The sequence below is a fragment of the Peptidiphaga gingivicola genome, assembly GCF_001652275.1.
Lineage (GTDB): Bacteria > Actinomycetota > Actinomycetes > Actinomycetales > Actinomycetaceae > Peptidiphaga > Peptidiphaga gingivicola.
Window position 1 is genome coordinate 1,548,831 of sequence record NZ_LVZK01000001.1, and the last position, 23,286, is coordinate 1,572,116.

Consider the following 23,286-nt stretch of genomic DNA (forward strand, 5'->3'; position numbering starts at 1 on the left):
TAATGGCGGATATTCGACGATCTCTTGCACAGGGGTGTAGGCTGAGTGACGTATATGGATTCGTTAATCGGAATGAATCCTCGATTTATGAAGGAGCGGTGGGCGCGTGGCGGCTGATATGAGCGGTTCAATGCCGCATTCCCTCGGAGGGAACGAGTCACGACAGCGGAAAGCGCAGCGGCTGGCCCCGCCGCGCGGAGAGGCGAAGCGGCCCGGCGGGCCGAGCGAGTCGGAGCCGGGAGACGACGCCGGAGACGCCGTCGCCGTTTCCCTGCGCACGTCGGATTCGGGCGACCAGAGTTCGGATTCGGGCGACCAGAGTGACGAGCAACATAGGGTTTTGAGGAAAGCGGCCGGTGCGAGCTTCATCGGCAACTTCATCGAATGGTTCGACTACGCCTCCTACGGATATCTGGCTGCCGTCATAGGGAGCGTGTTCTTCCCGAAAAGCGACGAAACCGCCCAGCTCCTGTCAGCTTTCGCGATATTCGCCCTCTCGTTCGTTCTGCGCCCGATAGGCGCGGTGGTCTGGGGCGCATGGGGCGACCGCTACGGGCGTCGGTGGGCCCTTTCCTGGTCGATCCTCATCATGTCTGGATCGACGTTCCTCATCGGCGTGCTTCCCGGATACTCCGCCATTGGAATCTTTGCGCCCCTGGCGCTGTTTCTTTTGCGGATGATCCAGGGATTCTCGGCGTCGGGCGAATACGCAGGGGCTGGGACGTTCCTCGCCGAATACGCTCCGCCCAAGCATCGCGGCCTGTACACCTCGCTCGTCCCCGCTTCCACCGCCGCCGGCCTTCTCTTCGGCAACGTCATTGTCATGCCGTTGCAGGGCTTTCTGGACGAGGCGGACATGCACTCGTGGGGATGGCGGATACCGTTCCTGCTCGCCGGGCCATTGGGGCTGATCGGGCGCTACATTCGAATCCACCTTGAGGATTCGCCGGTCTTCAACGAGATGTCCCAGAAGGCAGAGAAGAAAAGCAAGCATCGCGTCCCCTTGAAGACGCTGCTGCGCTCGCACCGCAAGAGGGTGGCGATCACTTTTGGCGTCGCCTGCCTCAACGCCGTGGCGTTCTACCTTCTTCTGACGTACATGCCCACCTATTTCGAGAAGCAGCTGGGGATCGAAGCGACCCACGCGGAGGCCATTTCGGCAGGGACGCTCGCGGTTTACATCGTCGCGATCTTCTTCATGGGGAAAATTTCGGATATGTTCGGACGGCGTCGCATGCTCGTCGGAGCGTGCCTGGCCTTCATCGTGCTCTCGATCCCGCTGTTCTGGGTGATGGAGCAGGGCAACGTCGTCATGATCGTGGCCGCCGAGGCCGTGTTCGCCCTGATCCTCACGGCCAACGACGGAACCCTCGCGACGTTTCTGGCCGAAAGCTTCCCGACCGAAGTCAGGTATTCGGGTTTCGCCCTCTCTTTCAACTCGGCCAACGCCCTGGTGGGGGGAACGGCGCCGCTCGTCGCGACGTGGCTCATCAAGGTCACCGGCACGGCGATCGCCCCCGCTTTCTATCTGACGTGCATCTCCGTGCTTGCGCTTGGCGCGATGTGCGCCTCGCGAAGCATCGCCCGCGAGTCGGCCAGCTTGGCCGAGGAAAACGACGCTTAGATCGGAGGCGTGCGGACCATGAGTTCAGGCGCTGGTCATCGCATTCCCGAGTCGGGCGCGATTGGTGGCGTTTGGGCCATGGCGGGCCTTCTCGCGACAGCTGAGAGCGCTCGTCCGCCACAGGGGGAAGGCGGTGGCGCGAGAACATGAGGGCTTCCGATGAGCTCGGGGCAGCCTCCAGCGGAGGGGCAGCCACTTTGAAAGGAGAGGCCAGAAGAAGGCAGATCGTGGAGGCCGCAGCGGCACTCGTGCGTGAGGGCGGCCCGTCCTCGGTCAGCCATCGGGCCGTCGCCCGCCGCGCGGGATGTTCGCTGTCGGCCACCACCTACTACTTCGAGGGGCTGGAGGACCTTCTCCACCAGGCAGGCGCCCTGAACATTTCTCTGTGGGCCTCGCGGGCCGAGCGCGTGGCCGAACGGGTCGAGTCCCGCGCCGCGGAGGACGTCGCAATGGCGGAGCGGGTCGAGGCGATCCTGTCCGCCACTCTCCCGAGCGGACAGGCGCTCATCGGCCACTACGCGCAGCTGATAAGCGCGGGCGATTTCGCGCCTGTCGCGAGCGCCTATCGAACGGGGCGCTCACGGCTCAATGCGGCCGTCGCCAGGGTGCTCGCCCATTTGCGCATCGACCTGACGGCCGACCTGGTGATCGCCGTCGTCGACGGCGCCGCCGTCTCTGCCCTGTCCGAAGGGCGCGACGTCAAAGCCACGGCCAGAGAGCTCCTGGAATTCGTCTGTCGGCGCTCCTGAGGCCGTGCCGCCTCAACGGGTTTTGCGGCTTCGCCGAACCGTCGAATCGTCGAATTGCCTCGGGACGTTTTGTGTATTTCTCGAAGCGCTTGAACGGTTAGCCTTGACTATTTTCCGAATTGCCGGGCGCTTCGGCAAATCTCCCGCCGAAGTCACCCGGCAAACGGCTCCGAGAGTCAGCTTTTGAAAAAGCTCAGAATCGGCTCTCGAAGAAGCCCGGAGTCAGTTCCCGTGGAAGACGGCCTCCAGGTTGTTGCCGTCGGGATCCAGGACGAACGCCGCATAGTAGCCGGGGTGATAATGCGGACGCTCGCCCGGCTCCCCGTTGTCGGCGCCGCCCGCGGCTATGGCCGCCCGATAGAAGGCATCCACCTGTTTGGCCGACGAGGCCGAAACGGCAATGTGGCAGGGCGTCGGGCTCTCTGCCGGCACGATCCACAGGTCTGGAGGAATCGGTGCGTTCTCGGGGGCATTCGGCAAAGGCGCACCCATGCCGACGACGGGCCCGTGCTCCATGACGATACGGTAGCCGAGCGGTTCCAACGCTGCTGCGTAAAAGGCTATGGAAACCTCTGGATTGCTTACATTAATGGAAATGTGGTCGATCATGTCCCAAGGATAGTCCGCGGTCGGCCTCAAAGGGGATTTTGCCGATTGCATGTCGAGGGGCCGATGCCCAGGACGGTCGAGGCGAAGCCCGGCCGCCAGGAGGGGCACCGCCGAGGCAGGAGCGGCCACGACGCCAGGAGAGGCGGCTTACGACGCGAGGATGTCGCGGCGACGGCAGGCGGCCGTCGCAAGCGCGGATGCGGCGAGCCCGACGGCGAGCAATCCGAGGGCCTGGGGAAGGTGCTCGGTGTCAGAGGGGGAGAAGGACCATCCCAGAAGCGTCGTCTTGGACGCCCACTCCGGCAGCTCCAGAAGCTTCCCGAACCAGGACAGTGCGAAGGACCATCCGACCAGCGCCCACACTCCGGCGGTCAGCTTCCTCGAAAGCGCGTAAAGCAAACATCCCACGCCTACGAGGCACACGCACGCGGGACATTGGGTGGCGGTTTTCCAGGCGATCTCGCGCCCGTGCTCCCAGTCGAGGGAAAGGCCGACGGCGACGGCGAGGGTCACTGCGCCCGCGGCCGTCAGGATCGCCGATTCCACGGCGCCCGCGACGGCATGGGCCGCGACGACTCTGCTTCTGGAGGTCCCGCTGGCCAGCTCGACGTCGAGGATCCCTTTCTTCTCCGTTTCGGCGAGTGAAGAGATCGCATTCGCCGATTCGCAGACGATGACAATGCCGACGATGACCGAGAAGATTGAAACGATCTGAGACGTGGCCTCGCCGCCTCCGGACATTTTCGAGAGGAGGTCGGAGTAATCGGCGTTTTTCTTTGTCAAAGTGACGAAAGAACCCGCCATGGAGCCGATGAGGGCGGCCGTCGCGACGACGCCGACGAGCCACCCGAGCAGCCTGCGCCGCCCCAGTCGCAGCGTCAGCGAGAAAACGCCGGCCGCCCGCAGGCGAGAGCCCGAGCGGTTCGCCGACTTCAGATAGGCCCCGTGAAGCTCCCTGCGCGAATACAGGCGCCAGGCCGACGCGGCGAGCGCGAGCACGGCGAGGGCCGCGGGAATCGCGAGAAGGAAACGATCGGCGGTGTAGGGCTCGAGCAAATCCTTCCATCCCAGGGGAGTGAGCCATTGCACCCAATCCCAGCCGGCGGCAACCGCTCCGACGCGCAGGGAAAACGCCGCGAACAGCGCCACGAGGGAGATTCGACGCGCCCCGACGGCGTCGTCGGCAAGCTGAGAGGCGACGAGGCCAATCGCCGAGAACGCGCAGCCCGCGAGGGCAATCGCGACCCCCAGGCACACCGAGCCGGCCACGGAGATCTCAGAAAGCAGCGGCGCCTGCACGGCTAGGACGAAGCCGCAGCCGAAACCGGCGGCCAAGGAGAAGACCGTTCCGACAGCGGCTTGAACGGCGAACACGACCGCCCGGCTGACCCCGGTCCCTTCGACAAGCTCGCGAAGGCCGTCGTCTTCGCCGCGGCGCCCGACGGTCGTGACAATGAGAATGGCCGCGATCGCCGTGAAAACCAAAAGGAGCATTCCCGTTTCCCACTGGACGAGCTGGCCGACCGTGCCGGGTTGAGGGACCGTCCCGAACAGAAGGCGCGTCGCCGCATTGGAGTTCATCATCTCGATCACGGATCTGCGAAGCTCCATGCTTCCCAGATCATTCCGGTAGGCGTTGGGAACAACTGCCAAGACGAGGCAGAAGGAGCCGATCCACGCGGCGAATGCCAGCCGTTGGCGACGCAGGGCGACGCCGAAAAGGGTCCTGAAATCCTTGGCGTTCATCGGACCGTCGCCTCGTAATGCCGAAGGAACAGGTCCTCAAGGCTCGCAGCCGTGCATGTGATGTCGGCCAAACCCGCCGCGACGGCCGCGCCGAGGACAGCCGGCACGCGAGCGGCGTCGGCCTCCGCAACGACGTCGCCGTCGTCCCACGCAACGGCGACGCCCTTCGACTCGACGTCCGCGAAGAGGCTCTTCAGCCGCGATTCCTCGCCGCGCACGCGTATCTCACGTGCTCCCAGATGCCTGAGCCGGTCGAGCCTGCCCGTCTCCACCGTGACGCCGTCCTTGATGATCGTCACATGCGAACACAGAGCCTGCACCTCGCCCAGAATGTGGCTCGAGAGGAGAACCGTCCGCCCTTCCGCCTTCGCTTGGGCGATGCACTCGCCGAAGATCTGCTCCATCAAAGGGTCGAGCCCGCTCGTCGGCTCGTCAAGAACAAGCAGATCGACGGGGGCCGACAGGGCGGCCACCAGGATCACCTTCTGCCTGTTTCCCTTCGAATACGTTCTGATGCGTTTCGAAGGATCGAGGCGGAAACGCTCGATGAGCTCGCGCTCGCGGGCCTCGTCGCGCCTTCCCCGCAGCGCGGCCAGGGCGTCGAGGGCCTGCTGCCCGGTGAGATTCGGCCACAGGGCCACCTCGCCCGGAACGTAGGCCACGCGCCGGTTGATGTCGTGGGCCGACGCAGACGGGTCCATGCCGAACACCCGCACAGTTCCGGCATCGGGGCGATACAGGCCTAACAGGCATCGGATCGTCGTCGATTTGCCCGAGCCGTTCGGGCCGAGGAATCCGTGGACGGCCCCTTCCTCCACGGCGAGGTCGAGCGAATCGAGCGCGCGCAACTGTCCGAAGGCCTTCACAAGGCCTTTGACTTCAATGGTCTCCGCCATCGATTTCTCCTTTTGTTTCGTGAGTGTGTGCAGCGCCCGCCTTTTCGCCGGCACGGGCGGAGCCTGCCTTTTCCTGAGCTCGCGCGGCGCCCGCAGGCTCTGCAGCGCCGTCTTGCGTCGTTTTTGCGTTTTCTTCTTTCGTCGCTTTGCGAGCCGCGTTTGCTCCGCGAGCCGAGGCCTTCGCCCCGTGATTCGCCCTGTGAGCCGAAGTCTCTGCCCCATGATCCGAAGCGTTTGCGAGGCCGGAAAGCCCAATCAGAATCCGAATCCAGTCTACTTCATGATCCGAAGCGTTTGCCTTTGGCGCGGCCTCGAAGGCCTCGGGCTCGACCCATCCGAGCCTGACCAGGCACAGTTCCATGAACTGGCGATGCTTTCGATCGGGGTAAGCAACCCTCGTCGCCAGGAGAAGGCGGTCGAAGTCGGCGCTTATGCCGACGATGTTGTCGGCCAGGCCGGCGAGGCCGAATTTGCTCGCGAGCTTGGTGTAGACGACGACGAATCGGTCCACGAGGGGGCCGACGTCGTCGGCGTCCATCGCCTCGGCGAAGATCTCGAGCCCCTCGACCATGGCGTCGATGTCGGCCTCGGTGGCCGAGTACAGCGCGACGTCGGGAAACTTGTCCCACGCCCCGATGATCGAGGCGATGACGCGGTCGCGCTCGAGGAGCTCGATGTGACGGGGATTCGTCAGGCGGGAACGGACAGCAGTGTAAAGAGAGTCGAGGGAGGCCGGCAGGGGAGAGATCGTCGCGTCGCTTTTGGCCAGCTCGCGCAAGCCCTCGATCCTGTCGCGTTGAGCGGCGAGCTTTTGGATCTCCGCATCTATCCGCTCCAGGGCGGAGTCGAAGTCTTCCGTCGCGTCTTTTGACGAGCCGTCGAGCAGGTGGCCGATGGAAGCGAGGCTCATCCCGGATTCGGCCAGCCACCTGATTCGCACGAGGCGGGCAAGATCGTCGAAGCCGTAGTCTCGGGGCCTTCCCTCGGGAATCGGAAGCAGGCCCACGGCGTGGTACCAGCGAACGGCGCGCACCGTGGTGCCGGCAAGGTAGGCGACCTCGGAAACTTTCATGCCCCTATCTCATCATGTGACGTTACGTCACATGCAAGCGACTTTGGCCGCCGGACGTTCGGGCTGCGCACCAACGCAAGCAAAAGCGCCGCGCAGCCTGGCCGAGCGGGAACTCGCGCCGCCCCGACGTGCCTTGCGCCGTCCGGCTGCGCGATGCGCCGTCGACGTCGGACGTCGCACCGTCCGGCTGCGCGCCGCCCCTTCGGTGCCCTAGCTCACTCGGCGCACTGCGCTTCCGCCGAGCCTCGGCGAGCTTGCGAGCGTTACCCTTGTTGCATCATGGCTATCACAAATGCTGCGGGCTCAGACATCCGCGTTCGCTTCTGTCCTTCGCCGACCGGCGCGCCCCACGTGGGAATGGTGCGCACGTGCCTTTTCAACTACGCCTATGCGCGCCACGTGGGCGGCACTTTCGTCTTCCGAATTGAAGACACCGACGCCGCCCGCGACTCCGAGGATTCCTTCGACGCGATCGTCGATTCGCTGACGTGGATGGGTCTCGAATGGGACGAGGGCGTCGGCGTCGGCGGGCCCCACGGGCCGTACCGCCAATCGGAACGCGGAGAGATCTATCGCGACGTCGCCGCGAAGCTTCTGGCCGGCGGGTACGCGTACGAGTCCTTTTCGACGCCGGAGGAGGTCGAGGAGCGCCACCGAGCCGCCGGGCGCGATCCGAAACTCGGCTACGACGGCTTCGACCGCGGCCTGACCGAGGAACAGAAGGCAGCGTACAGGGCGGAGGGCCGCAAACCGGTCATTCGCATGCGCATGCCCGACGCCGACGTCTCTTTCACCGACCTCGTGCGCGGAGAGATTGTTTTCAAGGCCGGATCGGTTCCCGACTACGTCATCGTCCGCGCGAACGGCGACCCCCTCTACACGCTGACGAATCCGGTCGACGACGCCATGATGGAGATCACCGACGTGCTGCGCGGAGAGGACCTCCTTTCCTCCACGCCGCGTCAGATCGTGCTCTATCGCGCGCTTGAGGAGCTCGGCGTCGCGAAGTTCACTCCGAGGTTCGGCCACCTGCCCTACGTCATGGGGGAGGGGAACAAGAAACTGTCCAAGCGCGATCCGCAATCCAACCTCCTGCTTCACCGCGAGCGCGGCGTGATCCCCGAGGGGCTGCTCAACTACCTCGCCCTGCTGGGGTGGGCCATCAGCCCGGACAACGACGTGTTCACGAAGGACGAGATGGTCGCCGCCTTCGAGATAGACGCCGTCAACCCCAATCCCGCCAGGTTCGACGAGAAGAAGTGCACGGCCATCAACGCCGAACACATTCGCCGGCTCGACGTCGCCGATTACGCCTCGCGCCTGGTTCCCTTCCTCGCACGGGAGGGAATTGTGGGCTCCGACAAGTACGAGGGGCTGACCGACGCCGAACGCAGGATTCTCGACGCCGCCGCGCCCCTGGCGCAGACTCGGATGCAGCTTCTCGGCGAGGCGCCGGACCTGCTGCGGTTCCTCTTCGTCGGCGCTGAAGACGTCGTATACAACGAGAAGGCCGTGGCCAAACTCAAGGATTCGGCCCCTGCGGCCCTTGCGGGGGCGGCCGAGGCGGTGCGCTCGATGGAGTCGTTTAAGCCTGAAGAGCTCAAAGAGGCCCTCGACGCCAAACTCGTCGAGGGATTGGGCATCAAGCCGCGGCTGGCCTTCGGCCCGCTCTTCGTCGCCATGACCGGCACGAACGTCTCGATTCCGGTGGTCGACTCCATGGCGATCCTCGGGAAGGACGAGGCGCTCGCGAGAATCGAGCGGCTTCTGGCGCGCCTGTAGCTCGCGTTTGCGGAAAGCTCGCTCTGACCGGACGGTCGGCGGAGTGTCGCCGGGTCCGGCGGGCGAGCGGCTTCGGCAAGAGTTCCTCTGGCCGCGCCGGGCGTGCGCCTGTAGTCTGGCTTTATGAGACTGGGACGGCGCATTTTCTGGATTCGCGGGCCGCGGGAGTGGTTTCGCAAGCCGCCCGAAGATTCTCAGTCTCCCCGCACCAGCAAGTACGCGGTTCGCCGCGGCATCATGCAGCGCGTCTTGGTCCGTGAGCTTGCGTCCGCGCTGCAGAACGAAGCCAATTTTTCGGACGGGGGCCGCGCGGAGTGGGCGCAGGGCCTTCCCGCGCTTTCGCCCGTGCATTTTGAGGAATTGCCCTCGCGAATGCGCCTCGTTTTTCAAGAGCCGAAAAGCCGCCTGTTTCGACGCAAACTGCCGCGGTTTTTGAAGTTGCGCGCCCGAACGCGGGGCCCCGCCTCCGACGATTTGAAGCTGCTCGGCGACGTCGTTCCCCACGGCGCGGCTGTGCCGAGCTCATGGATTATTGCTTGCGCGAAAGGAAACGCCGTTCCCCGCAGCATGGCTGTGGCCAGCGGCGAAAAATGCGACGGCGACAAACATGACGGCGGGGAGCTTCACGAAGGCGGCGGCCCTCCGGAAGGTCGTCCCAACCTCGGCAGCTCTCCCGAAGACCGCGGCCGCCCAACATCCGATAGGCGAGAGCTCGTTGAACGCTACGTCGCGGGCGTCGTCGCCTGGTGTGAGCGCGCGCTCGAGGCGGGCGACGAAATAGAGCTCCCGCGAATCGTCGAAATGGCTTTGTCTGACGCGACAGTGGGCTACGCCTTCGGCTCGTACGAAGAAGAGATCCCGATCGACGACCTGTGCGGCGAAGGCCTGCGCACCCAGCTCGACCGGATCGCCGAGCGTTTGATCGGCCTGCCGGGCCTCGAATGGTGGAGCGAAGGCTTCGACCCTGCCTCCTACACCTGGCATGAGGAGGTTCCGGCCTCGTCGACCGTCCGCGTCGAACGGCCCGGAGGAGTCCCTGCAGGCTCGGCGGGTCTTGCGGCAACGAGCGGCGCTGCAGAATGGGGTTCGCGGGCGCCGACGATCTGCGGGGCCGCGTGGTTTCCCTCCTCCGAGATGGAGTGGCCGGTGCTTCATAGCTACCGCGATCTTTCCGCAAGTCGATTCGACCGGGAGATGTGGGAGGACAGCGTCGTCGACGGGCGCACGTGCACGGAGCAGTGGTTCGGGGACGACGCCGGAGACTGCGACGTCGCCCGATTGGACCGCGGGGTTCTCGCAGAGGGCGACGGTTCGCGGATAGCATCGATTCACGCGCCCGAAGACTGGATGCGGCTCGTAGCGCGGTTTCCCGCGCGGTTGACCCCGGATGTGAAGGCAGGGTGGCAGGGCAACGCGGAGGGGCAGATGTACACGGTCGATTGGCAGGCCGCGCGGCGGGAGATCGACGGCGTCTACGTTTCTGTGGCGGGCGCGCTCAGATCCGCCTTTGCGCCACTTGCCCTTAAGGACGTTTTGAACCTCGAGGGCTCCACGGCCGTTGCGGATTCCGCGGCCTTGGAGGGAAACCCCGCTTTGGATGATTCGGCGGATCTTGGGGACTTTGCGACCTTGAAGGGCTCCGAGACGGTTCGCAACAAGGAAAATGGAGAGGCGGGGGAGTCTCATGGCTGCGATCCGCAAACGCCTCTGACTATGATGACCGGTTGGACGCCCGGATCGATTCTCTGGCTCAATCGGCCTGGCGTCTCCTGAGGGGGCGGCCGCCGACAGCCGGCGCCCGAGCCCTCTGCGAGCCGCCGAAGTCTCCGGCGTCGGGCGAGCGCGCCGGCTTTGCGCCGACGTCGTTCTCCGTGCCGTCCTAACGCTCCGCGTTCAGTGACGGGATGCACGCGTCGTCGTTTTGCCCAACGGCGCTCAATCCGGTAGCCTTTTTATCTGTCGCCGGCGAAAGCTGGTGATTGCACTGGGGTATGGTGTAATTGGCAACACAGGTGATTCTGGTTCATCCGTTCTAGGTTCGAGTCCTGGTACCCCAGCGGAGCGATGGTCTTCGACAACCATTTTCTCTGCGCCCCTATCGTCTAGTGGCCCAGGACGCCGCCCTCTCACGGCGGTAACGCGGGTTCAAATCCCGCTGGGGGTACGAGTATGTGCGATTTATTCGCGCCTGCTCAACGGCATTGCCCCTATCGTCTAGTGGCCTAGGACGCCGCCCTCTCACGGCGGTAACGCGGGTTCAAATCCCGCTGGGGGTACATTCACTTCCTCTGAACGAGTCCGCTGCACCGGCGGCCGTTGCGCGAAAAGCCGGTTCCCGAGGAAAACGCCGCGTCTCTCCCGGCAAACCGCAATTTTCCCTTAAGAGAAAGTCGCCGGCTCGCTGTCTGGCGAGTGCCCGAGCCCGGGCGCCTCGGCGATGGGCAGGCCTCCCGCATATTCCCTGACCAGTTCGAGTGCGGCGGCGCGCTCGCCCGCCTCGTCGATCTCCGTCAGCTGGCCCACCACGATTCCCGCAATCGCTTCGAAGGATCCGATCTGCGTGTGTTGAGCGAGGCTTGTCGCAAGCGAAAGCAGGCTCCCGCCGAGCGACTCGACGACCAGGGCCTTTCCTTTCAAATCCGGCCAGTACGGCGTTCCCGCGAGCTTGAGGAAGCAGCGAAGGTTGCCCCCGGCCCATCGCTTTTGCGCCAGACCTTCCGCCCCGGTGAGCGCCGGGCGAAGGGCGCGGCCGGCCAATGCGGCGTCGACCGCGTCAAATCCCCGCTCGACGCCAGCCGCGGGATTCCACAGGACGGCTGGCTGCCCCGTCATGGCGACGATCGAGTTGACAATGCAGCTGTTGTCGGAGAAGCCGAAATACGGTTTGGGGTGCGCGGCCACGGCGTCCCAGTCGACGTGGGGGAGTGCCTCGTTCGCGAGATCGCCCCCCGAGACGTCGAAGACGGCGTCGACGGCGTCGTCGGCGAAGGCCTCGGTCAACATGCGTGCGCGCAGCCGAGGGCTCCAGCGCCGGTCGGCGTCAAGCTCGAGAACTTCTGTGCAATCCAGCTCGTGGCCTCGGTCCGCAAGGGCGCGGACGGCGGCGGGCAGCTTCGGCCGGGCCCAATCCGGCAGCGGATTCGAACAGTTCACGAGACGGAGAGAAGCCATGGGGACAGGCTAGGTTTCCGTCTTCGGGCTGTCAACGGGACTTCGGGCCACGTCCCTCGTCCGCCCCCACAGACAAGCTTCGCGGGCCGCTCCGGCGCATGGAAAGCATCGGCCAATCTTGGCTTGCGGCCGCCCCAGGCCCATGGGCGTCAGAAGGTGTAGTACACGTACATTCCGCCGGCGAGAACGGCCACGCCTATCAGCCTGAAGAGCGTGACATGCGCCTTTCGAGCGCCGAAAAGGGCGAAGTGGTCGATGGCCATCGAGCCGAGCAGCTGGCCGATGAGGACCACGAGCAGGGTGACGCCTGTTCCCAGGCGGGGAACGAGCTGGGCCATTCCCACCACGAAAAGGGCGCCCACGGGCCCGCCCAGCCACATCCACCATCGACCGCGCGTCGTTTTATGCGGAAGCTGATTGCTGAAGACGACGAGAAGCAGAAGCAGGATCGTGCCCGTGGCGTAGGAGACAAAGCCCGACGCGATCGACGAGCCCAGCATCTTCGTGAGGTTCCCGTTGAATGCCGCCTGCAGTGCGGCATAGACGCCCACAAGGATTCCCATGACCCGCCATATGAGCTTCGGGCGCGGGCCGACCCGCGAGGATTTCCCGCGCCCGTAGACCGCGAGAAGCATTCCCGCGGCGGCCAGTCCGGCCCCCGCCAGCCGATATGCAGAGATGGGCTGGACCTGGGAGTTGAACAGGCCGAAATGGTCGATGGCCAGTCCCGAGAGGATCTTTCCGCCGACGGGCAGCACCACCGTTTCGACGGCGCCGACGTGCGGAAAGATCGTGATGATCGTCAAAAGGGCAAGGATTCCCATCGCCCCGCCCAGATAAGACCACCACGGTGTGCTGACGGGAGGAATGATGTTCAGACTCTCGCTGACGACTATCGCGCCGAGAAACGCCGTTCCGATCACAAAGGAGACGAAAGAGGCCCCTATCGTCGTTCCGTAGGAGACCTTTAAGCGCGTGTTCATGGCGCTTTGGACGGGAACCAGGCAGCCGACGGCGACGGCCAGCGCGAAGTATTCGATCACAGCAGCCCTTTCAGTAGTTCGGTCGCAGCGCCTGCTTCTGCGGTTCGGTCAGCAGTTCTTCCCGCAGGGGGGCGGCGAGGGTCGACCAACGCCACTCCTCGTCGACCCAGGCAAGCCCGGAGCGGCCCATCTCTTTGGCGCGTGAGGGGTTGTCCAGCATGTACGCAAGCGCGGAGGCGACGGCCGCCGGGTGATGCCCTGAGCAGACGACGCCGGTCTTTCCGTTGATGACCGCCTCGGGCGCGCCGCCGGAGTCCCCGGCGACGACGGGAAGGCCGGCGGCGTAGGCCTCGAGATAAACGATTCCGAGCCCTTCGAGGTCCATGCCCGCCGCGCGGGTCCTGCACGGCATGGCGAAAACGTCGCCCAGGCTGTAGTGGGCGGCAAGCTCCTCGAACGGCACCTCGCCCGTGAAGACGATGCTCGCCGCGGCTGGGCTTTCCTGCGCCATCTTCCGCAGACCGCCCTGGTAGGGGCCCTTGCCGACTATGACGAGTTTGGCCCGCGGACTGGAGGCGAGAACCCGGGGCCAGACGCGAATGAGCGTGTCCTGCCCTTTGCGCTCGACCAGTCGCGAAATGCACACGACCGTCGGCTCGTCGCCGATCCCGTAACGTGCGCGCAGCTTGTGCCGCCACGACGCCGAAAATGCGAAGTCCTCCGGCGAGATGCCGCCCGGCAGGCGCATGATTCGCGTGTTCCCGATGAGCGGGCGGAGCCGACGGAGGGTCGCCTTCGTCAGGTAGGTGACGACGTCGGCGTCGTGAAAGATCTTCCGCAGAGCCAGGCGCCCGGCAGGGACCCTTGCCCAGCCGACCTCGTGTCCGTGAGTGGTCGAAATGACTTTGCCGGCCCCGGCGGCTTTTGCGGCCTTCGCCATGAGGCCGAGCGGCGTCGATGCGCCGAACCAAACCGCCTCGATGGACTGCTCGCGAATGATTCTCTGCATCTCGCGGCGCACGCTTGGGATCGGAAGCATGACCGTTCCCGGGTAGCGTATCGTCGTCCACGGCTGCGCGGCGTCGTACTCGTCCGCCCCGCCGTCCGGGGGAGACGAGCAGTAGACGACGAGGGAATCCGGGTCGAGCTCGCGGGCGAAGCCTTCCAGATACGTCTGTATTCCTCCCTTGCGGGGCGGAAAGTCGTTCGTCACCAGGAGCGTCCGTCTCATGCGGGTAATCGTATCTGGTTTCGTCCGGCTAGTTCGGCACCGGGTTGCGTGAGATCGGCATCGGATTGCGCAAGGGAAGTCTACAGACCGCTGGGTGCCGGTTGCAGACCGCCCGACGCCAGGAGGCTGCTCGACGACATTGCCTGACGACGGCGCTTTCTTGGGTCCTGGACGTCGGCGCAACTGTTCGACGTCATTAGATTCAGCGGCGACGAGAAGACCGCTTTCACAAGCTGCGAGATTTTCATATCAATTAAATTCTAAGGTGAGTCTGAAGCGTTCTCTTCTAAAGTTGTGTTTTCCCTAGCATTCTAAGCCAGGGTGAGTGGTTTTTTGCTCGCGATATGCTGGAAACGCTTTTGTTTTCAAGGAGAATTTTATCAGAGCGTGTTCGAAAAGTCGATATTCTCAAGTCTTGAAAAATGTGATGGAAACGGATTTTTGCGCATGAGCTTCTGAGATTCGCCTTCACTGGGGAGCGCTGCAATTTATATTGCGTTGCTTGCTGTAGTGACTAAGACTACAGTGAAAAACACTAAAGCAACGAATGAAGATAGGAGGTTATGATGAAACTCATTCGTTTTGCAGCCTCGCTGTCGGCATTGTCGATGGCGATTGCGGGGGCGTCGGTCGCCCACGCAGATTCTCCAGATCAAGGTTCGGATACGGCGTCGAGTGCTACGGCGCAGCAGGCATACCAGGCTGTTGAAAGAGCCGATCGCAAGTGGACAGACGCGGCAGCCGACGTTCCGGCGAACGCTTCAGGCAGGGACGCGATTAAAACGACGCAGCAAGGCGTGGGCATTTCGGTGCCCAACGATCCGAGCTCGAAGATGACGATCGCCGGGCGCAACGGCAAGGTCTCGGTGGATCTGCCGTTCTCCGGCTCAGCGTCGAAGGCGGCGTCGTCGCGGGCCGGCACGGCCACGTTCGACAATAAAAACGGCTCGTCCACAACGCCGATCGTCCGCAAGGACGGGAGTGCTCAGATCAACACCGTCATCAACGACGCCAAGGCACCCAAACGCTATGCGTACAAGATACAGGTGCCTGAAGGGGCGAAGATCCAGCGCGCCGGTTCGTCCGTCCTGGTGACGAAGGACGAGAAGATGGTTGCCGGCATCGCACCGGCGTGGGCCAAAGATGCCAAGGGCAAGAGCGTTCCGACCCATTACGAGGTTAAAGGAAATACCGTCACGCAAGTGGTCGATCACGGCGGCCAATACGCCTATCCCATCGTTGCCGATCCTTGGTTGGGCGCCAATCTGTTCGGCACGCTGGAGAAGGATAGACCAGGTACTGACAGGAGCCATGGAACGGTTTTTTCGGGAAAGTTATCGGCATGGGGGAGCTCTGTCTATAGATCTACTCTCCCTTATAGGTGGGGGCAAGTGCCGTCGTCTGGGACGTGGATTATTGCGAATCTAGGATGGAAAGAATGGAAGGATCGCCTTGTTGGCCAGAATCCTCCCCAAACGCTCCAACAGCAGTACACTTGCCATGCCTATTATGGTTATTTTGTCGTAGGGGCCGGATGGCATTGGGATATTGAACTTTTACGTCGTTCTAATCCAGATTGGAACAAATATCCTTGGAGTGTCGTCGAACATAAGTGCAACTGGTAATGGGGTCCACCTGCCTTGCATATTTGTATAGGGGAGGCTGACGTAGATATCCTTCATATCCATTAAACGCGTGGGGAGAAAAGCAGAAAGTTTTGCTCCCCACGCGTTTCACGTCATCAAATCTTAACTGCTTCCCGATCGTAAATTGTGATGCAATTTGATTGTGTTTTGTGGCAAATGGTACTTCGCTCTAGTGGCTTGAAGTTACTCATTCCTTTACTAGATCTTTTAACATGGAGATAAGGAAAGTTCTTAAGTTATAAAATTTAATACATTGGCGCTTCTATAAATGGAAACTTTATTCATGTAATGTGTAATTATCTTACTTTATGTACAAAACATCGTTTTTAATAGTTTTCGTGCGGCAATGAGGCTGTAAAATACCTTTGGTGTGCGGGAAGAGCTAATTGACATGGGAAAATCAAAAGTGCGGTTCTGGTCGTAAGGAGGCAAGTTTGCGTGGAAGAAGCTCGTTTGCGTAGAGAGGGGCGTAACCTTGTTCTCTTGCATTTTCACAGCTCCGCGCCGAGGCCTTCGGTCGCCTGGAGGACGTCGGTCAGGCGCCGGGCCGCGGTCACGACCGCCGTCGCATGCTGGCGTCCGGGCTGGTGCCCCATCCGCTCGACGGGGCCGGAGATCGAGACCGCGGCGATGACGCGGCCGGACGGCCCGCGCACGGGGGCCGATATGGAAGCCACCCCGATCTCGCGTTCGGAGACCGACTGCGCCCACCCGCGCCTGCGCACGGCGGACAGGTTCGTCGCTGTGAAATTCGCCCCGTGCAGCCCCCGGTGAAGCCGATCGGGCTCCTCCCACGCCAAAAGCACCTGTGCGGCCGACCCGGCCTTCATCGACAGGGTTGCGCCGATGGGAATCGAATCGCGCAGCCCGACAGTGCGTTCGGCCGCCGCGACGCACACCCGCTGATCTCCCTGGCGGCGGAAAAGCTGGGCGGATTCGCCCGTGTGGTCGCGCAGGGCGATGAGCACCGGGCTGGCCGAGGCGAGGAGGCGGTCTTCGCCGGCTGCCGAGGCCAATTCGCCGAGGCGGGGGCCGAGGATGAAACGCCCCTGCATGTCGCGGGCGACCAGGCGGTGGTGCTCGAGCGCGACGGCGAGGCGGTGGACGGTGGGCCGCGCCAAATGGGTTGCGGACACCAATTGCGCGAGCGTTTGCGGACCGGATTCCAGAGCGCTGAAAACGGAAGCCGCCTTGTCGAGCACTCCGACGCCCGAGCTGTCGTCTCGTAGCGTGTCGCCGTTGCGGCCGTCGGCGTCATCCCCGGGTACAGTGTCCATGTATTGATACTTGCATCTCACGCTTTGAGATGCAAGGACAAAAACCCCTGTATTTGCGGGATCCTTTTCTTGACTCTTTCAACCGAATATGACAAAGGAGGGCACAATGGGTGCGACGCTCGCCGAGAAGGTTTGGGCTGACCACGTTGTCAAGCGCGGAGAGAACGGCGCTCCGGACCTTCTTTTCATCGATCTGCAGCTCGTTCACGAAGTGACGAGCCCGCAGGCTTTCGAGGGGCTTCGCCTGGCCGGGCGCCCCGTGCGCCGCCCGGATCTGACGGTGGCCACGGAGGACCACAATACGCCGACCCTCGACATCGATCTGCCTATCGCCGACCTCACGTCCCGCGCCCAGATCGAAGCCCTGCGCCGCAACTGTGAAGAATTCGGCGTTCCCATCTATTCGCTCGGCAACGCCGACCAGGGGATCGTCCACGTCGTCGGCCCGCAACTCGGGCTGACGCAGCCGGGCATGACCATCGTGTGCGGCGACTCCCACACGTCCACCCACGGCGCCTTCGGCTCGCTCGCCCTGGGAATCGGCACGTCGGAGGTCGAACACGTGCTGGCGACGCAGACACTCCCGCTCGCGCCGTTCAAGACGATGGCCATCAACGTCGACGGCAGACTCAAGCCGGGCACCACCGCCAAGGACGTCATCCTGGCCATCATCGCGAAGATCGGGACGAACGGCGCCCAGGGCCACGTCATCGAATACCGCGGCGAGGCCATCCGCTCCTTGTCCATGGAGGCGCGGATGACGATCTGCAACATGTCGATCGAAGCCGGCGCGCGGGCCGGAATGGTCGCCCCCGACGAGACGACGTTCGCCTACGTCAAGGGCAGGCCGAACGCGCCGGAGAACTGGGACGAGGCCGTCGCCTACTGGCGCACTTTGGCCACCGACGACGACGCCGAATTCGACACCGTCGTGGAGCTGGACGCCGACGAGCTGGAGCCCTTCGTCACCTGGGGGACCAACCCCGGCCAGGGAATAGGAATCTCCGGAAAGGTTCCCGAGCCAGCCGACATCGCCGACGAGACCCAGCGCAAAGCCGCCGAGGGCGCAATCGAATACATGGGCCTGACCCCGGGAACGCCGATGCGGGAGATCGACATCGACGCCGTGTTCATCGGCTCGTGCACGAACGGGCGCATCGAGGACCTGCGGGCGGCCGCAAAGGTGATCGAGGGCCGCCAGAAGGCGCCGAAAACCCGCGTGATGGTGGTCCCGGGGTCGGCGCGGGTCCGCCTCCAAGCCGAGGCCGAGGGGCTCGACAAAGTCTTCCTCGACTTCGGGGCCGAATGGCGCAACGCCGGATGCTCGATGTGCCTGGGCATGAACCCCGACCAGCTGAGTCCGGGGGAGCGGTGCGCTTCGACGTCGAACAGGAATTTTCAGGGGAGGCAGGGGCCGGGCGGGCGGACCCACCTCGTATCGCCCCTGGTCGCGGCGGCGACGGCCGTCAAGGGAAAGCTCGCCACGCCGTCGGACCTCGGCTGAAGCGGGAAGTTTAGGGCCTTCAGCCGGGGTGAACGGCTCGGCCGAGCCAGACGCCTTGGCTGCTAAGAAAGGAACACGATGGAAAAGTTCACGCAGCACACCGGGATCGGCGTCCCGCTCCGGCGCAGCGCCGTCGACACGGACCAGATCATTCCCGCCGTCTATCTCAAGCGCATCACGCGCACGGGATTCGAAGACGCCCTCTTCGCCTCGTGGCGCAAAGACCCCTCCTTCGTTCTCAACAAAGAGGAGTACCGCCGGGGCTCGGTGCTCGTTGCCGGGCCCGACTTCGGCACCGGATCCTCGCGCGAGCACGCGGTGTGGGCGCTCAAGGACTACGGCTTCCGCGCCGTCTTCGCCCCGAAGTTCGCCGACATCTTCCGCGGCAACGCAGGCAAGCAGGGGCTCGTTGCCGGGGTGGTGGCGCAAGAGGACGTCGAACAGCTGTGGAAGATCCTTGAGACCAACCCGGGCGCGGAGATCACTGTGGACCTCGAGAGCCGAACGGTTCACACCGAGGGCTTCGCCTGCCGCTTCGACCTCGACGATTACACGCGTTGGCGGCTCATGGAGGGGCTCGACGACGTCGGAATCACCCTCCAGAACGAAGGCGCCATCGAGGCCTACGAGGCTTCCCGCCCTTCTTTCAAGCCGAAGACGCTGCCCAAGAAGCACCTTCCACCGGTCGCGGTGGTCTCGGCGCGGCCGGTGGACCGGGACGCCCCGCTCGCCTGATTGCATCAAGGCCGCATGCGCCGTCGGCCGGAGCTATGCGGACGGCGCACGCCCCTGCGGTGCGCGAGCGTGCGGGCGGATTCACACTCGGCGAATCCACCTCGCGCCCATAAGCGGCTATTCTTGAATGCGCGGATTGTGAGCCGATCCAGTACACGCACACTTTATCGGCGGCCGTCGACATTGGAGGACGCATATGGTCAGCAAGATTCGCGTGCTGGGAGGCACGCCACTTCGCGGTGAGGTCACCGTGCGCGGAGCGAAGAATCTGGTCCCGAAGGCGATGGTGGCCGCCTTGCTCTCTGCGGAGCAGTCGAAGCTCCGCAACGTGCCTTTGATTCGCGACGTCGACGTCGTCTCGGATCTGCTGCGCATGCACGGGGCGACCGTCGACTACGACCAAGAGGCCGGCGTCCTGGGAATAACCCCCGGCTCGATCAACCTGCCCGAGGACCCGGTGGAGATGGACAAGCTCGCGGGCTCTTCGCGCATTCCCATTCTTTTCGCCGGGCCTTTGTTGCACAACCTCGGAGAGGCGTTCATTCCCGACCTCGGCGGTTGCCACATCGGATCCCGGCCCGTGAATTTCCACCTCAGAGTGCTAGAGGATTTCGGAGCCCGCAGGATCCAGGAGGCTGCGGGCATGCACCTTATAGCGGAAAAGCCGCTCAAGGCCAAGCCCGTGCACCTGCCGTACCCCTCCGTCGGAGCGACGGAGCAGACCCTTCTCACGGCGGTCATGGCCCAAGGCATCACCGAGCTGACGAATGCCGCCGTCGAGCCGGAGATCATGGACCTCATCGCCATCTTGCAGAAGATGGGCGCGATCATCTCCGTGGACACGGACCGCACGATTCGCATCGAGGGGGTCGACAAACTGCGCGGATACTCGCACACCGCGCTTCCCGACCGGATCGAGGCGGGCTCGTGGGCGTGCGCCGCGCTGGCCACCGGAGGCGACGTTTTCGTCAGGGGGGCCGAACAGCAGTCGATGACAAGCTTCCTCAACGTCTTTCGCAAGGTCGGCGGAGAATTCGACGTGCAAGACGAGGGCATCCGCTTCTGGCATCCCGGCGGCGAATTGCACTCGATGGCCCTTCAGACCGACGTGCACCCGGGATTCATGACCGATTGGCAGCAGCCCCTCGTCGTCGCCCTGACGCAGGCGACGGGCATTTCCATCGTCCACGAGACCGTGTACGAGGAGCGTTTCGGCTTCACGGAGGCGCTCAACGAGATGGGGGCCTCCATCCAGACGTACAGGGAGTGCCTCGGAGGATTGCCGTGCCGATTCGGGCAGCGCAACTTCTATCATTCGGCGGTCATTCAAGGGCCGACGAAGCTGCGGGCCGCCGACATCGACGTCCCCGATCTGCGAGGCGGCTTTTCCCACCTCATCGCCGCGCTTGCCGCCGAAGGCGAGTCGGTCGTCTCGGGAATCGACATCATCGATCGCGGATACGAGCATTTCATGCAAAAGCTGAGGGCGCTCGGCGCCAACGTCGTGAAGGAGGGCTGATGGCGGAGGCCATGCCTCTGCTCACGCGGCTGCTTGCGCGGCCGGCGCTCGCCCTCGCCGGCGCGCTCCAGAAAACGAGGATCGCGGGCGCCGAGCGTATTCCGCCCTCGGGCCCTCTCTTGGTGGCCGCCAACCACACGTGCCACCTTGACTGGCTCACGATGGCGATCGTCGCCTATCGTTCGGGGCGGGCCCCGCGAATCGCCGCCAGAGCAGACCTGTTCGCGGTTCCGGTTTTGGGGTGGATCATGCGCAAAACCGGGCAGATTCCCATCTATCGCTCCGACGCCGCCTCGGCGCCGAAGGACGGCGGCAGTCCCGCTTCTTCCATGGACGCAATGGCTCGGGCCCTGGCGGAGGGCAAGACCGTCGTCATCTTCCCCGAGTCGACGTTCACCCGCGACCCGTCGGGCTGGCCGATGAAGGCGCGAACCGGTGTGGCGCGCCTGGCCCTGGCGGACCCCGACGTCGCCGTGGTCCCCGTCGCCCATTGGGGAAACGAGGGCCTCATCGACCCGTGGACGGGCAAAGTCTCCTGGCGAAAATTCGGGCGTTGGCGCACGACGTGCGACGTGCGCATCGGCGAGCCGGTCGATCTTTCGGCATACCGCGGCCGCGGTGTCACGCACGAGCTTCTGACCGAGGCGACGGAGAAGGTCATGGCGGCCGTCACGGACGAGCTGAAGGCCATTCGGGCAGCCGACGTCGCCGCCGGAAATGGGCCCCGCCACCGCCGATGGGACCGGGCGATCGACGACGACCCCCGCGAAGCGGGCGTGCTCGTGCGCCACGCGGAGATCGCGGAACGCCAGAGGCGCCGAGCACGGAGGAAAGCCGAGCGGCAGAGGAGGCGGGCGCCGCGGAAAGGCGAAGGCCGAGGAAAACCCAGCTTGAAGGAGAAGCTCAGCCCTTCTTCACGTCGATGACGAGCCGCGACGGATCCTTGAGCACCTGGATCCGATAGGAATTCTTGGCGGACAAGCCGATGAAGACCATGTGCTGGCCCTCGAAGGGGTACTGGACGGAGACGCCCTTGACGGTTGAAAGGCCGGCAAGCGACCCGGGGTGGAGAGTCGGCGGAAGGGTGGCGACGTCGCTCGGCTCGCGAACGCCCGCGATGTCGACTTGCAAGAAAACGTCGCCCTTGACGTTGATTCGCTCTCCCTTTTCGTCGATGGGATCGCTCGTCCACGTCGTCTTCCACGTCAAATCTGCGGCGCCGCCCGTGTACTGAACGACTACCCTCTCATACTCCGGGTGCGATCCGACCCTCGACGAACTCGGGAAGGCGTGGCCGGCAGCCGTGGGGAAGCCGTCGGATTGCGACCCCTCGGCGAGCCAGTCTGTCGGGGCGACGGGCGAGGCCGACGCTCGCGGGGCGGCGGAGGAGGACGACGCGGCAGACGGGCCAGGCGTGGGAGCCGCAGACGTCGGGCTCGACGATCGGGAGGCGCCCGAATCCTGCGCGGAGGCGACCGTGCCCGGATTCGCCTTCGGCTTGCCGCCGTCGGCTTCCTCCGAGGCCGACGAGCACGCCGAACCCGCGAGGACGAGGGCGGCGCATGCGGCGCTGAGGCGAGCTTTCATTGGTGTACCTCCTTGAGTGTGGCGTCAAGGTCCCTCCATAGATCCTCGACGTCCTCGATGCCGACGCTCACGCGCAGCAGGTCCTCCGGAACGGTTGCGGCTTCCGTGGGAAAGCGGCGGCGTCGCTCGAAGCTAGACTCTACCCCTCCGAGCGACGTCGCGGGCAACCATATCCGGACGAAGCGCCCGAGCTCCTCGGCGGCCCGCAACCCGCCGACGGGCCTCATCGTCAGGACGCCGCCGAAACAGGACATGAGGCGTTTGGCGCGCTCGTGCTGCGGATGGGAGGGGAGCGACGGGTGGCGGACCTCGGCTACGAGGGGGTGCTCCTCGAGCCTGCGGGCGAGCTCGGCGGCGCTCGCCCAGATGCGCTCCATTCGCAAGGGGAGCGTGCGCATTGAGCGCAGCAGAAGCCAAGCTTCGACTGGGCCCGCGACCCCGCCGGCGTCGGTGCGTTCCTCGTGCAGGGCTTCGTGAAGGTCGCCGCGCGAGGCCAGCGCGGCGCCGAGGACGACGTCGGAATGCCCGGACAGGTACTTCGTCGCGGAATGGACGACGACGTCGGCGCCCGCCTCGAGCGGGCGCTGCCCGAGAGGCGTGGCAAAGGTGTTGTCGACCGCCACGAGCGCGCCGGCGGCGTGGGCGGCTTCACAGATCGCAGGGATGTCGGCGACCTCGAGCATCGGGTTCGTAGGCGATTCTATCCACACGAGGCCCGCGGCCTCGCCGTCTGCGGAGATCGCGGCGGCGACGGCGTCGGTGTCCGCGACGTCGACCTCGCGGACCTGGCCGCCTTCGCGCGCGGAACGGTCGTGAGCCACAATGAGCGAGGCGTGGTAGGCGTGCCGAGGCATGACGATAGGAGCCCCCGGTCGATTCAGATGCATGGCGTTCGCCACTGCCGCCATGCCCGAGGAATGGAGGAGCGCGGGCAGGGGAGAGCCCTCGAGCTCGGCGATCAGTTCCTCGGCCGGATGCCACGTCTCGTTGGACCATCGCGAGTAAAGCATGGATCCGTCGGGGGAACCAATCGAGTGGTAAGTTGACGAAAGCGTGATCGGCGGATTGACGGGAGAGCCTTGGGAGCGTGTCGGCCGCGCCGATGCCACGGCGATGGTCGCAGGTGCGAGGCCATGATTTTCACTCATACGATGT

Annotated in this window: 19 protein-coding genes and 3 tRNA genes; 12 read left to right on the forward strand and 10 right to left on the reverse strand. The window is 64.4% G+C overall.

All coding sequences use genetic code 11. The annotated features are described in order from the left end of the window. The first annotated feature begins 118 nt into the window (after positions 1–118). Both A4H34_RS06400 and A4H34_RS06405 read left to right on the forward strand, forming a co-directional pair. Positions 119–1,624 (forward strand): MFS transporter, encoded by a 1,506-nt coding sequence (locus A4H34_RS06400; RefSeq protein ID WP_231870976.1) that lies wholly within the window; start codon positions 119–121, stop codon positions 1,622–1,624. Positions 1,625–1,770: 146 nt separating this feature from the next. After that, positions 1,771–2,373: a TetR/AcrR family transcriptional regulator gene (locus A4H34_RS06405; RefSeq protein WP_009198943.1), complete on the forward strand. Its 603-nt coding sequence runs from the start codon at positions 1,771–1,773 to the stop codon at positions 2,371–2,373. A 222-nt stretch (positions 2,374–2,595) separates the two neighbouring features. Here the strand turns inward: A4H34_RS06405 and A4H34_RS06410 are convergent, their stop codons facing one another. The 4 genes from A4H34_RS06410 to A4H34_RS06425 all read right to left on the reverse strand — a co-directional run bounded on the left by A4H34_RS06410 (position 2,596) and on the right by A4H34_RS06425 (position 6,696). Beyond that, positions 2,596–2,982 carry a VOC family protein gene (locus A4H34_RS06410; RefSeq protein WP_064231722.1) on the reverse strand — a complete coding sequence of 129 codons (387 nt, stop codon included), beginning with the start codon at positions 2,980–2,982 and terminating at the stop codon, positions 2,596–2,598. Between the two features lie 147 nt (positions 2,983–3,129). Beyond that, positions 3,130–4,728, reverse strand: a complete 1,599-nt coding sequence (locus A4H34_RS06415) for a hypothetical protein (RefSeq protein ID WP_064231423.1) — start codon at positions 4,726–4,728, stop codon at positions 3,130–3,132. After that, the gene (locus A4H34_RS06420; protein WP_064231424.1) at positions 4,725–5,624 is read right to left on the reverse strand and encodes an ABC transporter ATP-binding protein; all 900 of its coding nucleotides are present in this window, start codon (positions 5,622–5,624) and stop codon (positions 4,725–4,727) included. Before A4H34_RS06420 ends, A4H34_RS06415 begins: the two co-directional genes overlap by 4 nt. Then, on the reverse strand, positions 5,608–6,696 hold the full coding sequence (locus A4H34_RS06425; protein WP_009198937.1) for a helix-turn-helix domain-containing protein: 1,089 nt from the start codon (positions 6,694–6,696) through the stop codon (positions 5,608–5,610). Before A4H34_RS06425 ends, A4H34_RS06420 begins: the two co-directional genes overlap by 17 nt. A 279-nt stretch (positions 6,697–6,975) precedes the next feature. On the opposite strand from A4H34_RS06425, the gene gltX reads away from it, so the two are divergent. The 5 genes from gltX to A4H34_RS06450 all read left to right on the forward strand — a co-directional run bounded on the left by gltX (position 6,976) and on the right by A4H34_RS06450 (position 10,754). Next, the gene (gene gltX, locus A4H34_RS06430) at positions 6,976–8,478 is read left to right on the forward strand and encodes a glutamate--tRNA ligase (protein ID WP_064231425.1); all 1,503 of its coding nucleotides are present in this window, start codon (positions 6,976–6,978) and stop codon (positions 8,476–8,478) included. A gap of 123 nt (positions 8,479–8,601) precedes the next feature. Next, positions 8,602–10,251, forward strand: coding sequence for a hypothetical protein (locus tag A4H34_RS06435; protein ID WP_064231426.1), 1,650 nt, complete (start codon positions 8,602–8,604; stop codon positions 10,249–10,251). A gap of 212 nt (positions 10,252–10,463) precedes the next feature. After that, positions 10,464–10,535 (forward strand) — tRNA-Gln (locus A4H34_RS06440). 34 nt (positions 10,536–10,569) lie between these two features. Next, positions 10,570–10,642: transfer RNA gene (locus tag A4H34_RS06445), tRNA-Glu, on the forward strand. 39 nt (positions 10,643–10,681) lie between these two features. Next, positions 10,682–10,754 (forward strand) — tRNA-Glu (locus A4H34_RS06450). Positions 10,755–10,857: 103 nt separating this feature from the next. On the opposite strand, the gene A4H34_RS06455 is transcribed toward A4H34_RS06450, so the two are convergent. From A4H34_RS06455 to A4H34_RS06465, 3 genes are all read right to left on the reverse strand, one after another. Beyond that, the gene (locus A4H34_RS06455) at positions 10,858–11,649 is read right to left on the reverse strand and encodes an LD-carboxypeptidase (RefSeq protein ID WP_064231427.1); all 792 of its coding nucleotides are present in this window, start codon (positions 11,647–11,649) and stop codon (positions 10,858–10,860) included. 149 nt (positions 11,650–11,798) lie between these two features. Further along, entirely contained in the window at positions 11,799–12,692 is an 894-nt protein-coding gene (locus A4H34_RS06460; RefSeq protein WP_064231428.1) for a DMT family transporter, read from the reverse strand. 10 nt (positions 12,693–12,702) lie between these two features. Beyond that, entirely contained in the window at positions 12,703–13,863 is a 1,161-nt protein-coding gene (locus A4H34_RS06465; protein WP_064231429.1) for a glycosyltransferase family 4 protein, read from the reverse strand. Between the two features lie 563 nt (positions 13,864–14,426). Between A4H34_RS06465 and A4H34_RS06470 the strand changes: the two genes are divergently transcribed. Continuing rightward, positions 14,427–15,488 (forward strand): hypothetical protein, encoded by a 1,062-nt coding sequence (locus A4H34_RS06470; protein WP_064231430.1) that lies wholly within the window; start codon positions 14,427–14,429, stop codon positions 15,486–15,488. 512 nt (positions 15,489–16,000) lie between these two features. On the opposite strand, the gene A4H34_RS06475 is transcribed toward A4H34_RS06470, so the two are convergent. Continuing rightward, positions 16,001–16,786, reverse strand: a complete 786-nt coding sequence (locus A4H34_RS06475; protein ID WP_009198926.1) for an IclR family transcriptional regulator — start codon at positions 16,784–16,786, stop codon at positions 16,001–16,003. Positions 16,787–16,892: 106 nt separating this feature from the next. Here A4H34_RS06475 and leuC point away from each other — a divergent pair, with 106 nt between their 5' ends. The 4 genes from leuC to A4H34_RS06495 all read left to right on the forward strand — a co-directional run bounded on the left by leuC (position 16,893) and on the right by A4H34_RS06495 (position 21,470). After that, entirely contained in the window at positions 16,893–18,290 is a 1,398-nt protein-coding gene (leuC, locus tag A4H34_RS06480; RefSeq protein ID WP_064231431.1) for a 3-isopropylmalate dehydratase large subunit, read from the forward strand. A 78-nt stretch (positions 18,291–18,368) separates the two neighbouring features. After that, entirely contained in the window at positions 18,369–19,025 is a 657-nt protein-coding gene (gene leuD / locus A4H34_RS06485; protein ID WP_064231432.1) for a 3-isopropylmalate dehydratase small subunit, read from the forward strand. A gap of 196 nt (positions 19,026–19,221) precedes the next feature. Continuing rightward, the gene (gene murA / locus A4H34_RS06490; protein WP_009198923.1) at positions 19,222–20,544 is read left to right on the forward strand and encodes a UDP-N-acetylglucosamine 1-carboxyvinyltransferase; all 1,323 of its coding nucleotides are present in this window, start codon (positions 19,222–19,224) and stop codon (positions 20,542–20,544) included. Beyond that, the gene (locus A4H34_RS06495; RefSeq protein WP_064231433.1) at positions 20,544–21,470 is read left to right on the forward strand and encodes a lysophospholipid acyltransferase family protein; all 927 of its coding nucleotides are present in this window, start codon (positions 20,544–20,546) and stop codon (positions 21,468–21,470) included. Before murA ends, A4H34_RS06495 begins: the two co-directional genes overlap by 1 nt. Here A4H34_RS06495 and A4H34_RS06500 read toward each other — a convergent pair. Together A4H34_RS06500 and A4H34_RS06505 are read right to left on the reverse strand one after the other, a co-directional pair. Further along, on the reverse strand, positions 21,448–22,131 hold the full coding sequence (locus A4H34_RS06500) for an AMIN-like domain-containing (lipo)protein (protein WP_064231434.1): 684 nt from the start codon (positions 22,129–22,131) through the stop codon (positions 21,448–21,450). The two genes, A4H34_RS06495 and A4H34_RS06500, sit on opposite strands and share 23 nt — an antisense overlap. Continuing rightward, on the reverse strand, positions 22,128–23,279 hold the full coding sequence (locus tag A4H34_RS06505) for a trans-sulfuration enzyme family protein (RefSeq protein WP_064231435.1): 1,152 nt from the start codon (positions 23,277–23,279) through the stop codon (positions 22,128–22,130). The genes A4H34_RS06500 and A4H34_RS06505 overlap by 4 nt, the downstream gene beginning before the upstream one ends. Positions 23,280–23,286 lie beyond the last annotated feature (7 nt).

Coding starts and splice junctions, on each gene's coding strand:
- A4H34_RS06455 (WP_064231427.1), bottom strand. CDS start 11,649: ATGGCTTCTCTCCGTCTCGTGAACTGTTCGAATCCGCTGCCGGATTGG.
- leuD (WP_064231432.1), top strand. CDS start 18,369: ATGGAAAAGTTCACGCAGCACACCGGGATCGGCGTCCCGCTCCGGCGC.
- A4H34_RS06475 (WP_009198926.1), bottom strand. CDS start 16,786: ATGGACACTGTACCCGGGGATGACGCCGACGGCCGCAACGGCGACACG.
- A4H34_RS06495 (WP_064231433.1), top strand. CDS start 20,544: ATGGCGGAGGCCATGCCTCTGCTCACGCGGCTGCTTGCGCGGCCGGCG.
- A4H34_RS06410 (WP_064231722.1), bottom strand. CDS start 2,982: ATGATCGACCACATTTCCATTAATGTAAGCAATCCAGAGGTTTCCATA.
- A4H34_RS06425 (WP_009198937.1), bottom strand. CDS start 6,696: ATGAAAGTTTCCGAGGTCGCCTACCTTGCCGGCACCACGGTGCGCGCC.
- A4H34_RS06470 (WP_064231430.1), top strand. CDS start 14,427: ATGATGAAACTCATTCGTTTTGCAGCCTCGCTGTCGGCATTGTCGATG.
- A4H34_RS06500 (WP_064231434.1), bottom strand. CDS start 22,131: ATGAAAGCTCGCCTCAGCGCCGCATGCGCCGCCCTCGTCCTCGCGGGT.
- A4H34_RS06405 (WP_009198943.1), top strand. CDS start 1,771: ATGAGGGCTTCCGATGAGCTCGGGGCAGCCTCCAGCGGAGGGGCAGCC.
- gltX (WP_064231425.1), top strand. CDS start 6,976: ATGGCTATCACAAATGCTGCGGGCTCAGACATCCGCGTTCGCTTCTGT.
- leuC (WP_064231431.1), top strand. CDS start 16,893: ATGGGTGCGACGCTCGCCGAGAAGGTTTGGGCTGACCACGTTGTCAAG.
- A4H34_RS06435 (WP_064231426.1), top strand. CDS start 8,602: ATGAGACTGGGACGGCGCATTTTCTGGATTCGCGGGCCGCGGGAGTGG.
- murA (WP_009198923.1), top strand. CDS start 19,222: ATGGTCAGCAAGATTCGCGTGCTGGGAGGCACGCCACTTCGCGGTGAG.
- A4H34_RS06505 (WP_064231435.1), bottom strand. CDS start 23,279: ATGAGTGAAAATCATGGCCTCGCACCTGCGACCATCGCCGTGGCATCG.
- A4H34_RS06415 (WP_064231423.1), bottom strand. CDS start 4,728: ATGAACGCCAAGGATTTCAGGACCCTTTTCGGCGTCGCCCTGCGTCGC.
- A4H34_RS06400 (WP_231870976.1), top strand. CDS start 119: ATGAGCGGTTCAATGCCGCATTCCCTCGGAGGGAACGAGTCACGACAG.
- A4H34_RS06420 (WP_064231424.1), bottom strand. CDS start 5,624: ATGGCGGAGACCATTGAAGTCAAAGGCCTTGTGAAGGCCTTCGGACAG.
- A4H34_RS06465 (WP_064231429.1), bottom strand. CDS start 13,863: ATGAGACGGACGCTCCTGGTGACGAACGACTTTCCGCCCCGCAAGGGA.